This window comes from Actinomadura physcomitrii, assembly GCF_008923205.2.
In the GTDB taxonomy this organism is placed as follows: domain Bacteria; phylum Actinomycetota; class Actinomycetes; order Streptosporangiales; family Streptosporangiaceae; genus Spirillospora; species Spirillospora physcomitrii.
Genome location: NZ_WBMS02000004.1, coordinates 277751 through 292446, shown reverse-complemented (window position 1 = coordinate 292446; position 14696 = coordinate 277751). Strand labels below are relative to the sequence as shown.

Below are 14696 nucleotides of genomic sequence, written 5' to 3'. Positions count from 1 at the left end.
CCGCGTAGGGTGCCGTCCGTGGACGAGCGGGACGAGCCGGTCGAATACCGGCAGATGCGCTACCAGCCGCCGGAAGGCGCGACCGAGGTGCTCCTGATCCGGCACGGCGCCTCCGCGCCGGCCCGCCTGGACGCTCCGTTCTCGCTGGTGGACGGCCAGGGCGATCCCGACTTGGCGCCGGAGGGCCGCGAGCAGGCCGACCAGGTCGCCGAGCGGCTCGCCTCGACCCGGCTCGACGCCGTCTACGTGACTCCGCTGCGCAGGACCGCGCAGACCGCCGCGCCGCTGGCGCGCAAGCTCGGCATCGAGCCGCGCGTCGAGCCCGCCCTGCGCGAGGTGCATCTCGGCGAGTGGGAGGGCGGCCTGTTCCGCAAGAAGTTCGCCGAGAACGACCCGGTCGCGCAGCGCGTGTTCGCGGAGCAGCGCTGGGACGTCATTCCCGGCGCGGAGAACGACGAGGCGTTCGCCGCCCGGGTCCGGGAGGGCCTCGGGCGGGTCGCGGCCGCTCATCCCGGCGGGCGCGTCGCGGTGTTCACCCACGGCGGCGTGATCGGGCAGGCGCTCGCGGCGGCCACCGGTTCCCGGCCGTTCGCGTTCCAAGGTGCCGACAACGGATCCATCTCGGTGCTGGTGTGGCTGAACGGCCTGTGGTCGATCCGCGGGTACAACGACGTCTCGCACCTGGACTGGTCCGCGCCCACGCCGCTGACCTGACAAGAGGCGTCTTCCCGGAGGCGCCCTATCGCGAACCGTCGTCAGGTCCGGAACCGGACGTGCTGCCCTGGGCGCAGTTGCGCCGCGTCCGGCACCGACGCCGCGGCGAGCACCGCGACGACCGGGTAACCGCCGGTCGTCGGATGGTCGGCGAGGAAGATGATGGGCAGGCCGCTCGGCGGCACCTGGACCGAACCGGTGACCATGCCCTCGCTGCCGAGTTCCCCGCCGCGCGACCGCGCCAGCGGCGGCCCGTCGAGCCGGACGCCCACCCGGTTGCTGTCCGGCGACACCTGGTACGGCGTCGACGTGAGCGTCGCCATCGCGTCCTCGGTGAACCAGTCGCCGCGCGGTCCGGCCAGGATGCGCAGCACCGGCGTCTCGGGCATGCGCGGGGCCGGTGCCACGTCCACGGTGATGGCGTCCAGGTCCGCGGAAGGCCCCACCGGAAGCCGCGTGCCGGGCGACAGCGGCGCGGGCCCGAGACCGGACAGCAGATCGGTCGACCTGCTGCCGAGCACACGGTCGACCGTTATGCCGCCGCGCACGGCGAGGTAACTGCGCAGCCCCCGCGCGGGCGTGCCCAGTTCCAGGACGCCCCCGCCCCGCACGTGGCACGGCGCGTTCGTCCCCTGCGGACGCCCGTCGACGCACACCGGCAACGGCGCGCCGGTGACCGCCGCCCACGCGCCCTCATGGAAGCGCACGGAGCCGCCGCCGAAGGTGAACTCCACGCACGCCGCGCCCTCGGGGTTGCCGACCAGCCGGTTGGCGAGACGCAGGGCGCGCTCGTCGGCCGCGCCGGACCGCGGCACGCCGAGATGGGCGAGACCGGGCCTGCCGAGATCCTGCACGGTCGCCAGCGGACCGGGCCGGACGACCTCGATCAAGAAGGCTCCTCGCGGACGAACCGGACGCGCGTCCCCGGCCGCAGCAGGGACGGCGGGTCGCGCGTCACGTCCCACAGCGGCAGCCGGCTCCTGCCGAGGAGCCGCCAGCCGCCCGGCGACCGGGACGGGTAGACGGCCGCGTACGGCCCCGCGATCGCCACCGAGCCCGCCGGGACCGCGGTGCGCGGCGACTCGCGGCGCGCCACGTGCAGCGCCGGATCCAGCCCCGTCAGGTAACCGAACCCGGGGGAGAAGCCCAGGTAGGCCACCGTGTACGCGCCGGACGCGTGCCTGCGGACGACCTCGCCGCGCGACAGCCCGGTGAGGCGCGCGACCTCGTCCAGGTCCTCCCCGTCGTAGACGACCGGGATCTCGACCGGTTCGGCGCCGGCCTCCGCGTCGGCGGGCAGCGGGAGGTCGGGCAGGCGCGCCGCGAGGCGGTCGAGGTCGGCGGACGGGTCGGCCACCACCAGGACGGTCTGCTCCCCGGGGACGACGTCCACGACGCCGGGCCAGGACGCCTCGCGCAGCGCCGCGTTCAGCCGATGGGCCGTCGCCAGGTCGCCGGTCTCCACGAGCAGGGCCGTGTCACCGGCCCGCAAGACTCTCACGCGAACGGCTCCAGCACGACGCCCGCGCCGGACAGCGCGGACCGGACCGCCTGCGCGAGCGCCACCGCGCCCGGTGTGTCGCCGTGCACGCAGATGGAACGCGCCCGGAGCGGAACCTCGGTGCCGTCCGCCGCGACGACCGTCCCCTCGAGGGCCATACGGACGGCCCTCCGCACGACCTCGTCCGCATCGTGCACCACGGCACCGGGCTCGCGGCGCGACACCAGCCCGCCGGAGGACGTGTAGGCGCGGTCGGCGAAGCACTCGGCCACCACCGTCAGCCCGTCGGCGACCTTGTGCACCGCCGATCCGGGAAGCGTCAGCACCGGCAGCGCCGCATCGTAGGCGCGCACCGCCTCGACGACCGCCGCCGCCTGCACCGCGTCACGGGCGATGCGGTTGTACAGCGCGCCATGGGGCTTCACATAGCTCACCCGGCCGCCCTCCGCGCGCGCTATGCCGTCCAGAGCGGCGAGCTGGTAAAGGACCTCCGCGGTGAGTTCCGGCGCGGCCACGTCCATCTCGCGGCGGCCGAACCCGGCCAGATCCCGGTAGGAGACCTGTGCGCCGATGGTCACGCCGCGCTCCACCGCCGCGGCGCACACCCGGCGCATGATGAGCGGATCGCCGGCATGGAACCCGCACGCCACGTTCGCGCTCGTGATGACGTCGAGCAGCGCCAGGTCGTCGCCCAGCTCCCAGATGCCGAACCCCTCGCCGAGGTCGGCGTTGATGTCGATGACCGCCATACCCAAGACCTACCACCGATCGCCCCGCCCGCCGGGAGCGGCCCGCCCTCAGCCGGGACGGGCCCGCCTCAGACGGACTCCTCCCGCACGTCCTCGACCTCGTGCTTGGACGCCCACGCCTGGTAGACGCCGCGGTCGAACAGCTCGAGCCCCAGGCCCTCGGCCACCGGCGCCTTGCCGCCCGTGTACTCCACCCGCAGCCACCCCTCGTGCTCGCCGAGCACCACGAACGGCTCGCCGCGCCACGTGCAGTACGTGCTGACGTACCGGACGTCCTCGACGTCCGAGGCGGGCACCACCTGGACGAACCGGGCCGGGCCGATCTGCCGGAACCCGTCGGCGTGCTCGCTCACGTAGAGCCGCACCTTGTCGCCGTCGGGGCTGGCCTCGTACTCGGTGCCGCGCCAGCGCGCGAAGAAGCCGTGCCGGATCCTCATCCCCGCCCTCCCGGCAGCCTGACGAGCCAGCGGCGCAGGTCGGCGTCGTAGGCCGCGACGAGCGACTCGCGCGCGCCCGCGTCGAGCCGGTACAGCTCGGCGCCGTGCGGCAGCCGCTGGCTCTCGATCTTGAACTCGGGCACGGCGGGGCCGTCGCCGGGCGCATACCCCGAGCCGGGGAACGGCGCCTTCTCGATCACCCAGCCGCCCGGGATGATCCCCATGCTCCACTCGTCGATGCCCCCGAACGGCCGCCGGAACAGCGACGGCTTCACCGCGGGCCACCGGATCACGAAGACCTCGTCGTCGCCGGGCGCGAACGACGACCCCTCGTACACCAGGCCGAGGCCGCGGATCAGGGCGGCGGGCGTGTTCAGTTCGGCCACGTCCTGTAGCCGGTGCACGTACCCGGCGACGAGGTCGTAGCCGCCCTCCAGGTAGTGCTGCACGTGCTCGCGGCGCAGGACCTTCTGCATGACCACGGTCCCGGACGCGGCGTCCATGGCCCCGGCGTTCTCCGGGGCCGCGTCGCCCTGCGGGGCGGTCTCGCGCGGAACGTCGCTCGCCGGCGGGGGTGCGTCCTGCCTGGGCACCGCAGTGGGACGCGTCGGCCCGGGCATGTCCGCGGGCATCGGGCTCGGCGCCGTCTCCGGCGCGGCCATGGGCTCGGCACGGTCGAACGCGGGGGGCTGCGGTGGCGCGCCTACGCCACCGTGGCCGCCTCGCGACGGCCGGGGGATGTCCCGCGCCGTCTGCTGTGGACCTGCATGCGGCTGCGGACGCGGAGGGACGTCTTGCGGCGGGTCGAACGGCGCGGGCTGCGGCGCGGTCGGCCGGGCGGACTGCGATTCCCGCGGGACGTTCCGCTCCCGCGGCGCGGGCGCGGGATGCGCGCCGCCGTACAGCGGCGGGACCGGAAGGCCCTGAGGATCGGCCGGCGTCTCCCGCGCGGTCGCCGGCTCCGCGTGAGGCGCCGGCCGCGGACGCTGCGTCGGCTCGGGACGCTGTGCCGGCCGCGGGCGCGCGGCCGGCTCCGGGTGAGGCGGCGGCCCCGGACGCTCGTGCCGGCGAGGAAGCGCGCCCGGATCGGCGTCCGGCCGTGAGGGCGCCTGTGCGGCCGCGGGAACGTCCCGGGGACCACCAGGCCGGTTCTGCGGGCGAGCGGGCGCCTGCGGCGCTCTGACGGCGGCTCCGGAGGCCTCCGGTTCGGGTCGCCGGCGCCGCCGCGCCGGCGGCCGGGACGCCCGCGACGACCGCCCCGCCACCCGGACGTCGGCCGGGTCCGGCGGCGCGGGCCGGGCGGGCGCCTCCTCCGGGACGGGCTCGAGCAGGGCGTTCGCGTCCAGGTACGAGGCGCTGGGGAGCCCCGGGTCGATCGCGAGCTGCCAGTCCGGATGCGGCCAGTGCCGCGACAGCTCCGGCAGCGTCGCCTCCCGGTGGTGGACGGCCTGCCCCTGCAGGGACCGGTCCATCGCCTCGGGCGAGGTGAACGCCAGCACGAACGTCCCGTCACCGAACTGCGCCGTGGCGAACCGGTGCTCGGTGGTGGGGTCGCCGGACGCGGGCAGGTACAGCGTGGCGCGCGCCAGCAGCCGCAGGTACGCCTGCTGGTCGCCGCGCTCGCGCGCCTCGGCCAGCGCGATCTCCAGGGCGGTGCCGGACGGACGCTCCGGGCGCGGTGCGTCCTGCTCGGCGGGACGGCTCTCGGACTCGGGCACGGCCAGCGGGATGCCGAGGCCGGGCAGGGCCAGCGGCCCGCCCTCCGGTCCCGTCTTGCTCGCCTGGTAGACGAGCTCCAGCGGGGTATCGATCCGGTAGACGTCGCGGAAGGCGCCGACCATCTGGCCCGCGAGCATCGCGGCGCACTCCAGCAGTTCCTCGGACGCGCGGCCGCCGCGCTCGCGCCAGGTGTAGCGGTTCCACCAGTTCCGCCGTTCCTCGCCGTCGGGCGGCTCCCAGCCGAGGGTGGTGAGGCGCCGCTCCTGGCGCGGCGCGAGCGGGCGGGGCAGGAACGCGCTGCCGACCGCTTCGGCGTCCAGCCCGCCTTCGATCCGCATGGCCTGCACGTACGGCAGTCCGCTGGGCCCCTGCACGATGAGGAACGAATTGACGGGGAGCCGCGACAGCTCAAGGGTCAGCCGTTTGTCGAAGTCGTTCCAGTCCACTCGGGGTCCACTCTCGCGTCCGGGGGTGGGATTGCCTTACTCGACGGTAGCCGAGGGCGGCGTCACTCGGCCCGCGGCGCCGGGACGGCGTCGGCCCGCGCCGGGCTCCAGACGCCGCCGACGGCGTCGTAGACCGCGATGGGGACGTCGTCGTTCTCGCCGACGGAGCGCCACAGGCGGGTGCCGTGCGGCGGCTGCATCAGAACGCCGGCGGGCGGTTGCGGCGCGGGCTGCCGCTCGACGGGCGCCTGCACGCCGGGCTGCCGCGGCTCGGGCTGCTGCGTTTCCGGCTGCACCTCGGGTCGCGGTGCGGCGACCGGAGGTGTTCCGGCCTGGGGTGCGGGCGTCTGCGGCGCCTGTGCTTGCGGCGCCGGTGCTTGCGGTGCCGGCGCTTGTGGTGCCGGTGCCTGCGACATCGGGGCTTGAGGGATCTCCACCGGTGGTGCGGCGGCCTGAGGAGCCGGTGCGGCCTGAGGGGGTGCGGCCTGGGGAGGCGCGGCCTGCGGCAGGTCGGCCTGCGGGGTGCTGGGCTGCGGGGTGCTGGGCTGCGGCACGGCGGGCTGCGCGGCACCGGGCTGGTGCGCGTCGGGTTGCGGCGCGCCCGGCCGGTGCGTCTCGGAGGGCTCGCCGTCGGCGGGCGTTCCGTCCGTCGGCGCGCCCAGGGGCGTGGCGGCGGGCTCGGGCCCCTTCTTCTCCGGGGTCTCCGGCTTGGCCCTGCCCAGGTCCGGTGTACCGGCCTCCAGCGCCGCCCTCAGCTCCTCCGCCGTGTACGGGTCGATCGCGGTACCGGAGTCGTCGTGGAAGTCGTCGTAAGAGCCGTCGCCTCCTGCCGGCCCGTTGAGGCCGTGGATCCCGTTGAGGGACGGCATCCCGTTCGGCATGGAAAAGCCGTTGGCGGCGGCCGAACCGTTGACGCCCTGGGACGGTCCTTGCGCGCCGGGGAACCCGGGCATGCCGGAACCGTTGACCCCTGAAGGGGGCCGTCCCGCGATGGCCCCCGGCCCGGACAGCGCGCCCGGATCGACGGTCCCGTACGGGTTGGACGGCTCCGGCGCGGCCGAGGACGCCTCCCGCTGGGCGGCCTCCAGGCGGCCCAGGGCGGACGCGTCCAGCAGGACCTCGCTCGGCAGGCCGGGGTTGACGGCGAGCTGCCAGGACGGGTCGGGCCACCCGGCCGCCAGGAGCGCGAACGAGGTGCGCCGGTACAGCGGGTGCTGGTCGCCCGTACGGGCCAGCGCGCCGGGGGAGGTGTACAGCGTGACGTAGGTGCCGGTGCCGATCGTGATGGTCGGCAGTTCGGCGCGGTCGGGGTTCTCCACCGCGTGCGCGGTGGCCGGGAGCACCAGGTCGGCGCCCGCCAGCAGGCTGAAGTAGGTGGCGTGGTCGCCGCGCTCCTTGGCCTCCGCCAGGCGCGGTTCGAGCAGGTCGGCGTCGCTGCCGGGGACCCCGGCGGGGGGCAGCGGCATGGGCGGTCCGGCGGGCGGCGGGCCGGGCGCCGGGCGCGCGCTCTCCGGTGCGGTCTCCGGCGGGGCGATCGCGGCCGACGAGCGGCGCTTGCTGACGCGCGACGGGTCGGCGGTCTCGATGCCGAAGTCGAGCAGCTCGATCAGGCCGCTGCCGTGCCGGTGGAACGACTCGTACACCAGGTCGGAGGGGCGCCGGACGCCCTGGACGTCGCGCAGCGCGGTGACCATCACGTCGGCGAGCCGCGAGTAGTCGCCGCCGCTGACCGAGCGCATCCCGCCGGGCGTGCCGGACTCGGGCAGCTCGGTCCACCAGTTGCGGGGCGCGGGGTCGGCGGGCGGGCGCCAGCCCGCGTCGCTCATGACCTCCTCGTCGGCCGGCGTGAGCAGCAGCGGCCCGTCGAGGAAGTTGTTGCTGACGGCCTCGGCGTAGAGCCGGTCGGGCTCGCGCATGGCCTGGACGTAGTGCCTGCTCTCGTCGCGCTCGCGCACGATGAGGATGGTGTCCCGGTCGAGACCCGCCAGTTCACGGCCCAGCCGGCGGGCGAACTCGGACCACTCCAACAAGATCACTCCCTACGACCGGGGGCGGACCCGGACCCCCGCGAGACCATGCCCGGGATCCGATGATTGTCGCCGGGGACGCCGCGCGCAAACCGGGAGTTCACTCGGGCGGCGGTTCGTGACGCAGTACACGCAGCGCCTCCCGGAGGGCGTCCGCGTCGCCGCCGCAGCGGTCGAGGACCCCGATGAGCTTGTGCAGGATCTCGTGGCGTTCGTAGCCGATGTCGAGCAGTGCCTGGGCGGTGTCCCACAGCTGCGGCGGGTCGCCCCGCCACAGCCGGTCGGTGAGCCTCTCGTGCGCGTCGAGGTGCTCCTCGTCCGCGCCGGGGTGCTCGAATTCGAGGATGACGCGCCGGTCGTCGGGGTCGGAGGGGTCGAGCGTCGACAGGTCGACGGAGCCGTGCCGCCCGGAGCGCCGGTGGGTGCCGGACAGGAACGGCAGCGCGAACGCCCGCCGGGGGAGCGCCTCCAGCTCCCCGTCCGGGAGCAGCCGGGCGACGAGGTCGCGGTCGAGGCCGAAGGCGGACGGGTCGCGGTACGCCTCGGCGAACTTCGCGGTGGCGTCCCAGACCGCGTCGAGGGTCGCCCTGACGCCCTCCTCGGGCAGCCCGGTGCGCTTCCCGGCCCACCGCACCCAGGCGGCCAGGACGTGCGGTACGGCCTCCTGTTCGGCGGGGGACAGGAGCACCTTGCGGGGCAGCCAGTCGAGCAGGAACATCTCGCATTTGATCGGGCTGACCCGCAGCGGCCGTCCGAAATCGTGCGCGCAGCCGTAGGCGATGATGCGGTCCACGCAGCGGCTGGCGGCCGACAGGTCCGAGAGTCCTTCGGCCTCGTCCGACGCCAGGAACCGCGCGGCGATCGTGGCGCGGCGGTCGCGCCCGTACACGGGGGGCTGCGGCAGGCGGCCTCCCGGCGGGAGGATCCCTATGCGCGCGCGCACGAAGGCGTGGTACGAGCCGAAGTTGTCGTTGACCGGCGGTTCGGCCGTGTCGTTGGTGAGGGCGAGGGCGCTCTGCAGGAGCGCCTTCGTGTCGCGCGGGTCCAGTTGCTCGAACCGCATCAGCGCGTTGTCGCGGCCCTCGCGGCGGCAGTGGTCGAGGAGTTTGTCGACCTGGGACGAGACCCACGCGTCCCGGACCATCCCGCACGCCGGGGGGCGCGCGGCGCGCGGCGTGGGAGGGGCCGCGGAGGGGAACGGGGCGTCGGCGTACTGGATGGCCCCGGCCTTGTTCCTGTCCACGAGGATGACCAGGGCGTGCCGGTCGGCTCCACCGTAGGTGTAGGTGCAGACGATGGAGTCCTGGTCGCCGTACACGTCGCGGGACACGAAGCACTCGTCCGGCGCGACCATGCCGACGCGGTCGGCCCAGCCTGGACGGGCGACGCCCCGGTCCATCAGCTCCAGGGCGGCGCGCTCGGCCTTGGCGGCCTGCCGCGGAGTGCCGAGATAGGCCATCCCGGTGAGCAGGGCCAGCGCCGCCGGGGTCGCGGCGCGCGCCGCATGGTCGACCAGCGCCTCGCCGATGACCACCTCGACGTCTCCGCCGGACACCCGGTGCCCCCACCAGGACCCGAGGATCTCGCTGACGATCAGCTCGGCGTCCAGCGGGCTGCGCACCGCCAACAGTTCGCGGGCGTGCCGCAGCATCCCGTCGAAGATCTCGGAGACCTCGCCCGGCGGGGCAGGGGGGCCGTCCCGCGCCGGATCCCCGGACGAGGAGCGGCGGCTGCGAGGACTCACGGGTCCTAGTTTCTCAGATCCCGCGGCGGCGCGTGCCCCCAAGCCCCTAAGGCGGGGGACCGTCCGGCGGGTTCAGCCGTCCACCCCGGTGCCCTGGGGCCGCCCTGAGGGCGGCTCGGACTTCAGCCTGCCGACGAGGTGTTCGCGCGCCATGCGCTCCACGCGCGCGGGCGTCGGGTCGAGCCCCAGGTGGGCCATGCACGCCTGGACGTCGGCGACGCACTGGTGCACCGCGTCCGAGGAGACGTGCGAGAACTCGTCGGTGAGCCGCCGCGTGAGCGCGTCGCGGGTCTCGCTTCGGTGGTCGGCCAGTGCGGGCATCTGCGTAACACCTCCGCGCACGGGTTCCGGCGGGCGGGGACGCCGCCGGCCGAGACGGAGCGCGGGCCGACCCGGTTGCGGGGGGTCCGCCCGAACCTCGCCTCGATGTCTCATTCCAGCGCGTTCGCAGGGAGAGTCAAGACATACCGGGGCGTCGTTTCGCAAATTCTGGACCACCATCTCCGGACGCGCCGGTGGCCGTCCCGCCGGTTCCGCCGCCGGACGGACCGTCCGGCGCTCGCGGGGCGATCCGTTGGACGGCGTCCGCCCAGCCCGCGTGGTGCCTCGCCGCCCAGCCGCGGTCGACCCGGCCGGTGAGCATCCCGCCGAGCGCGCCGGGGTCCCGGAACGCCTCCCACAGGTGCCCGGCGACGACGAGGACGATGACGACGAAGAGCCAGTCGTGCACGAACGTGGCGCCGGTGCGCCAGCGGTCCGGCCACGGGCCGGGGAACGTCAGCACCTCGCCGGTGCCGAGCATGACGAGGATCGCGCCCGCCGTGAACGCCGCATTCAGCTTCTGGCCGGCGTTGAACTTGCCCACGGGCAGGACTCCTCTGCCCCGCCGTACGGCTCTGCGGTCCCCGCGCTTGAGCCACTCCCAGTCGTGGGGGGCGAACCGGTTGAGGCGCCGTACGTCCGTCCTGAATGCTCTGGAGGCTAGCCCCAGGACGATGGGGACCGGCAGCGCGAAACCGCACCACACGTGGACGGTCTTCAGCAGTTCGCGGTGCCCGACCAGCGTGGACAACATCGGCAGGTAGAGCATCCCGGCCGTGGCCAGGCACACCAGCATCAGCAGCGCGGTCACATGGTGGATCGACCGTTCGGCCGCTGTGAACCGCAGCAGTGTGCCGGACCGTGACGGCTCGGGACGGGCGGGCTCGGGGCGGGCCACGTCATGTGGGTGCATCGTCACGTCCGTTCGACCGGCCGACCCAGGCGTCCACGTCGTAGCCGAGGTCCTCCCAGTAGCCCGGTTTGACCTCGTCGGTGAGCTCGATGCCGCCGAGCCACTTCAGGGACTTGTAGCCGTACATGGGGGCGACGTAGAGCCGGGTGGGGCCGCCGTGGTCGTGGGTGACCGGCTTGCCGTCCATCTGGGTCGCGACCATGACGTCGCGGCGCCGCGCCTGGTCCAGCGTGAGCGACTCGGTGTAGACGCCGTCGAACGACTTGAACCGGACGGCCACGGCATTAGGGGACACCCCCACCACGTCCAGGAGGTCGGGTAGGGCGACGCCCGCCCACCTGACGTTCGGCACCCGCCATCCGGTCACGCACTGGAAGTCCTTGTCGAGCATCGTCTGCGGCAGGCGTGCCAAGTCGGCCATGGTGAACGCCTGAGGCTTGTCCACCAGGCCGCCTACGGTCACCTTATGGGTGGCGATGCTGTGCCTCTTGACGCTTCCGGTGACGGAGTAGTAGCGGAAGCCCCCGGCGGCCGGGAGAACGTCCTGGATGCCGCCTACGGGCGCCAGGGCACGGTTCACCTTCTGCTGGAGGGACGCGCCCACGGCGACGCCGGCGACGCCGAGGCCGAGCATCCCGAGCACGACCCGCCGTCCTACGGGACTGCCCTCTTCCGGATCCTCGTTCACGTCCCCATTCGAGCACTGCGTCCTGCGGGCCGCCAGGCGTCCGCCGATCTCGTAAGACTTCTGACAGATTCGCCGCGCCGGTCCGGCGGCCGCGTCGGCGAGGTTCCTCGTGAACCGACCGCTCTCCCCAAGGCGGTTCTAAGCTGACCCCATGGCCACGAAGGTTCAACTAGCGCAGCGGCCCGAGGCGGACGAACTGCTGGGCCGCAGCCCGCTCGCCGCACTGGTGGGGATGCTGCTCGACCAGCAGGTCCCGATGGAGTGGGCGTTCTCGGGCCCGTACACGATCGCGCAGCGGCTCGGGACGGACGATCTCGACGCGCACGAGATCGCCGCTTGCGACCCGGAGCGGTTCGCGGCGCTGCTGTCGGAGAAGCCGGCCGTGCACCGCTATCCCGGCTCGATGGCCAAGCGGGTGCAGCAGCTGTGCCAGTACCTCGTGGAGAACTACGACGGGGACGCCGAGAAGGTGTGGGCGGGCGTGGACGGCGGTAAGGAGCTGTTCAAGCGGCTGAACGCGCTGCCCGGGTTCGGCAGGCAGAAGGCGCAGATCTTCCTGGCGCTGCTGGGCAAGCAGTACGGGGTCCGGCCGGAGGGCTGGCGCGAGGCGGCCGGCGCGTACGGCGAGGAGGGCTCGCACCGGTCGGTCGCCGACATCACCGGCCCGGAGTCGCTGGCGAAGGTGCGCGCCTTCAAGCAGGAGATGAAGGCCGCCGCCAAGGCCGGAAAGTAGGGCCGACGGGTAAGGGCCGACGGGTAAGGACCGCCGATCACCGAATTGCTCTTTACCGTAATTTTGTGGACTAAATCGGACGGAGTTCGGCCGGTCCGGCTCACGGCCGGAACTCGCCGAACCGGCGGGGTTGGCCGCCCATGGCGCTCCGGGCGCCGTAACATCGCCTACTCGCCCTCCTCATGGGCCGCCACCGGCGGCTCGTGGGCGAAGGCGTCCGAATCCCGCGTCTTCGCGCGGAGGCACAGAGACGACGATGTCCTTCAGGGCTTCCGTACGCGGCGGACCACCGGGATGATGAATACCTGACTCCGACGGTGTTGTGATGGAGGCGGGAGCGCTAGCCTGCTCCCATTCACTCATAGTGATGAAAACTTGCCGCGCGGTACGGGACCCTCTGGGGCGGAGGTGTTGTCCATGAGCACCGAGACGTCCGTTCCCCAACCCCGCGTCTCAGGGGTGGAGGGGCAGCCCATGGATGCGTCCGACTCCGCGCTGTACGCGACCCTGCTGAAGGAAGCCCCCGGAGGGCTGGCGTTCTTCGACGGCGACCTGCGCTGCCGCAAGGCCAACGACGCGCTCGCGGCGCTGCTGCGGGTGCCCGTCGGCGACCTGCAGCGGCGGCGCCCCGCCGAGGTGCTGCCCGAGGGCCTCGCGACCGCGTTCGAGACGGCGCTGCGCACGGTGCTCGCCGAGGACCGCCCGCTGAGCGACCTCGACCTCGTCGTCCCCGCCGAGCCGTCCGGCCGCGCAGGCGACGCCCAGGCGGTCGCCACGGCGACCGAGGAGCGCATCCTGGCCTGCACGTGGCTGCCCGCCCGCGGGCCCGCCGGCGAGCGTCTCGGCGCCGTCCTGACCGCCCTGGACGTGACGGAGCGGCGCCGCGCCGAGGAGGTCATCCGGCGCAAGGAGCAGCGCTACCGCTCGCTGGTGGAGGCCAGCGCCCAGGTCGTGTGGGTGGCCGCGGCCGACGGTGCCGTGATCGACGACGCGCCGGAGTGGCGCGCGATCACCGGCCAGGCGCCCGACGACTACGCCGCCGGCGGCTGGATGGCCGTGGTGCACCCCGAGGACCGCCCGCGCATCGAGGCGGCCTGGCGCGAGTGCGTGGCGGAGAACCAGGTCTTCGAGACCAACTACCGGATCCGCACCAGGAGCGGCACGTACCGGCACTTCGACGTACGGGCCGTGCCGATCCGGCAGGGCGACGTGGTCATCGAGTGGGTCGGCGCCAACACCGACGTCACCGGCCAGCGCGAGGCCGAGGAGATGCGCGGCCGGCTGACCGAGCAGCTGTCGGCCGCGGCGCTGCGCACCGCACGGCTCCAGCAGGCCACCTCGATGCTCGCCGAGGCCCTGACCGTCTCCCAGGTCGTGCAGGTCATCACCGAGGTGGGGCGGTCGGCCATCGGCGCCGACTACTCCGCCGTGGCGCTGCTGGACGACGACAAGCTGCGGCTGAGCATCGTCGCCCCGTCCCAGCCCGGCGGCGAGGCCGAGGGGCGGCCGCCGGCCCGCGACGACATCAAGGTCGCCGACCAGACCGTCATGTCGGTGGCGGTGCGCGAGAGCCGGCCGTTCCTGGCCGAGCATCCCGACAGCCTCCGCCTCCAGCTCGGCCGCGACGAGAAGGAGCTGTTCGCCCAGCACCCCGAGGAGCGCGCCTGGGTCGGCCTGCCGCTGCTGGCGGCGGGCGCCCCGATCGGCGCGCTGCGCTTCTCCTTCACCCGCCCCAGGGAGATCACCGAGGAGGAGCGGGTCTTCCTGGAGGCGCTCGCCGGGCAGTGCGCCCTGGCGGTGGAGCGCGCGCTGCTGTTCGAGCGCGAGCACCGGACCGCCGAGGAGCTCCAGCGCAGCCTGCTGCCCAGCGACCTTCCGCAGCTCCCCGGGATGGTGCTGGCCGCCCGCTACAACCCGGCCACCCGCCATGTGCAGGTCGGCGGCGACTGGTACGACGTGTTCCGCCTCCCCGACGACCGGCTCGCGGTCGCGGTGGGCGACGTCATGGGCAAGGGCGTGCTCGCCGCGGCCGGAATGGGACGCGTCCGCAACGCGCTGCGCGCGCTCGCGCTGAACGACCCGCGGCCCGCCGCGGTGCTCGCCGGCCTCGACCGGCTGTTCAGCGCCACCGAGGACGAGGAGCAGTTCACCACGGTCGCGTACGCGGTCATCGACCCCGAGACGGGCCGCGGCGCCTTCAGCAACGCCGGGCATCCGCCACCCCTGCTGATCTCCCCGGACGCGCCCGCGCGCGTGAGCACGCGCGAGCCCGGCACGCCCCTCGGCTGGCCGAGCCAGCGGCAGCAGACAAGTTTTTCCATCGAGACCGGCAACACTGTGGTCTTCTATTCCGATGGACTTGTGGAGAACCGTAGGCGTGGGGTGGACGCCGGGCTGGAGGAACTCGTGGCGACGGCCGCGGACGCCCCACCTGAAGTGGTAGGAGATCCAGAAAGACTCGTCGACTTCCTGGTCGATCGGATGCTTGCCGGGTACGAGCAGGTAGACGATGTGACCGTGCTTGCCCTGCACGTCCCGCCCAAGCCCTAGTGAAACCCGAGTGAAGCCCGCCGCAGACGGTGCGGAGCCGGTCCCGTCCGTACGAAGGACCGTCCCGCGCCCTCTAAGGTGGAGAGTTACCGGGTAGGACATCGGGGCGGAATGCGCAGCAGTGCCAGAATGCTTGACCCAGTGAGAGCGGGTA

General features: G+C 73.9%; 13 protein-coding genes. 3 read left to right on the top strand and 10 right to left on the bottom strand.

Translation table 11 applies throughout. The features are described 5' to 3' along the window. Positions 1 to 18: 18 nt before the first annotated feature. The gene (locus F8568_RS07315; protein ID WP_151592705.1) at positions 19 to 714 is read left to right on the top strand and encodes a histidine phosphatase family protein; all 696 of its coding nucleotides are present in this window, start codon (positions 19 to 21) and stop codon (positions 712 to 714) included. A gap of 41 nt (positions 715 to 755) precedes the next feature. On the opposite strand, the gene F8568_RS07310 is transcribed toward F8568_RS07315, so the two are convergent. From F8568_RS07310 to F8568_RS07265, 10 genes are all read right to left on the bottom strand, one after another. Continuing rightward, the gene (locus F8568_RS07310) at positions 756 to 1604 is read right to left on the bottom strand and encodes a 5-oxoprolinase subunit C family protein (RefSeq protein ID WP_151592704.1); all 849 of its coding nucleotides are present in this window, start codon (positions 1602 to 1604) and stop codon (positions 756 to 758) included. Continuing rightward, a complete protein-coding gene (pxpB, locus tag F8568_RS07305; RefSeq protein ID WP_151592703.1) occupies positions 1601 to 2215 on the bottom strand; it encodes a 5-oxoprolinase subunit PxpB in 615 nt (204 codons plus the stop codon). Before pxpB ends, F8568_RS07310 begins: the two co-directional genes overlap by 4 nt. Then, the gene (locus tag F8568_RS07300; protein ID WP_151592702.1) at positions 2212 to 2964 is read right to left on the bottom strand and encodes a LamB/YcsF family protein; all 753 of its coding nucleotides are present in this window, start codon (positions 2962 to 2964) and stop codon (positions 2212 to 2214) included. The genes pxpB and F8568_RS07300 overlap by 4 nt, the downstream gene beginning before the upstream one ends. Positions 2965 to 3032: 68 nt before the next feature. Further along, complete coding sequence (locus tag F8568_RS07295) at positions 3033 to 3401, bottom strand: hypothetical protein (RefSeq protein ID WP_151592701.1); 369 nt, start codon at positions 3399 to 3401, stop codon at positions 3033 to 3035. Beyond that, entirely contained in the window at positions 3398 to 5566 is a 2169-nt protein-coding gene (locus F8568_RS07290) for a TY-Chap domain-containing protein (protein WP_151592700.1), read from the bottom strand. The genes F8568_RS07295 and F8568_RS07290 overlap by 4 nt, the downstream gene beginning before the upstream one ends. A 62-nt stretch (positions 5567 to 5628) precedes the next feature. After that, positions 5629 to 7596 (bottom strand): TY-Chap domain-containing protein, encoded by a 1968-nt coding sequence (locus F8568_RS46615; RefSeq protein WP_202124581.1) that lies wholly within the window; start codon positions 7594 to 7596, stop codon positions 5629 to 5631. A 97-nt stretch (positions 7597 to 7693) separates the two neighbouring features. Continuing rightward, complete coding sequence (locus F8568_RS07280) at positions 7694 to 9244, bottom strand: hypothetical protein (RefSeq protein ID WP_202124625.1); 1551 nt, start codon at positions 9242 to 9244, stop codon at positions 7694 to 7696. A 165-nt stretch (positions 9245 to 9409) separates the two neighbouring features. Further along, the gene (locus F8568_RS07275) at positions 9410 to 9658 is read right to left on the bottom strand and encodes a hypothetical protein (RefSeq protein WP_151592698.1); all 249 of its coding nucleotides are present in this window, start codon (positions 9656 to 9658) and stop codon (positions 9410 to 9412) included. Positions 9659 to 9794: 136 nt separating this feature from the next. Beyond that, complete coding sequence (locus F8568_RS07270) at positions 9795 to 10571, bottom strand: cytochrome b/b6 domain-containing protein (protein ID WP_151592697.1); 777 nt, start codon at positions 10569 to 10571, stop codon at positions 9795 to 9797. Further along, positions 10558 to 11259 (bottom strand): molybdopterin-dependent oxidoreductase, encoded by a 702-nt coding sequence (locus F8568_RS07265; RefSeq protein ID WP_202124580.1) that lies wholly within the window; start codon positions 11257 to 11259, stop codon positions 10558 to 10560. The genes F8568_RS07270 and F8568_RS07265 overlap by 14 nt, the downstream gene beginning before the upstream one ends. 151 nt (positions 11260 to 11410) lie before the next feature. On the opposite strand from F8568_RS07265, the gene F8568_RS07260 reads away from it, so the two are divergent. Continuing rightward, positions 11411 to 11992, top strand: a complete 582-nt coding sequence (locus F8568_RS07260) for an HhH-GPD-type base excision DNA repair protein (RefSeq protein WP_151592695.1) — start codon at positions 11411 to 11413, stop codon at positions 11990 to 11992. A gap of 417 nt (positions 11993 to 12409) precedes the next feature. Further along, a complete protein-coding gene (locus F8568_RS07255) occupies positions 12410 to 14542 on the top strand; it encodes a SpoIIE family protein phosphatase (RefSeq protein ID WP_151592693.1) in 2133 nt (710 codons plus the stop codon). The last annotated feature ends 154 nt before the right edge of the window (positions 14543 to 14696 follow it).

What these genes read in the sequence shown, in the direction of transcription:
- F8568_RS07275 (WP_151592698.1), bottom strand. Translation starts at nt 9,658, where the DNA reads ATGCCCGCACTGGCCGACCACCGAAGCGAGACCCGCGACGCGCTCACG.
- F8568_RS07280 (WP_202124625.1), bottom strand. Translation starts at nt 9,244, where the DNA reads ATGCTGCGGCACGCCCGCGAACTGTTGGCGGTGCGCAGCCCGCTGGAC.
- F8568_RS07300 (WP_151592702.1), bottom strand. Translation starts at nt 2,964, where the DNA reads ATGGCGGTCATCGACATCAACGCCGACCTCGGCGAGGGGTTCGGCATC.
- F8568_RS07260 (WP_151592695.1), top strand. Translation starts at nt 11,411, where the DNA reads ATGGCCACGAAGGTTCAACTAGCGCAGCGGCCCGAGGCGGACGAACTG.
- F8568_RS07270 (WP_151592697.1), bottom strand. Translation starts at nt 10,571, where the DNA reads ATGCACCCACATGACGTGGCCCGCCCCGAGCCCGCCCGTCCCGAGCCG.
- F8568_RS07255 (WP_151592693.1), top strand. Translation starts at nt 12,410, where the DNA reads ATGAGCACCGAGACGTCCGTTCCCCAACCCCGCGTCTCAGGGGTGGAG.
- F8568_RS07295 (WP_151592701.1), bottom strand. Translation starts at nt 3,401, where the DNA reads ATGAGGATCCGGCACGGCTTCTTCGCGCGCTGGCGCGGCACCGAGTAC.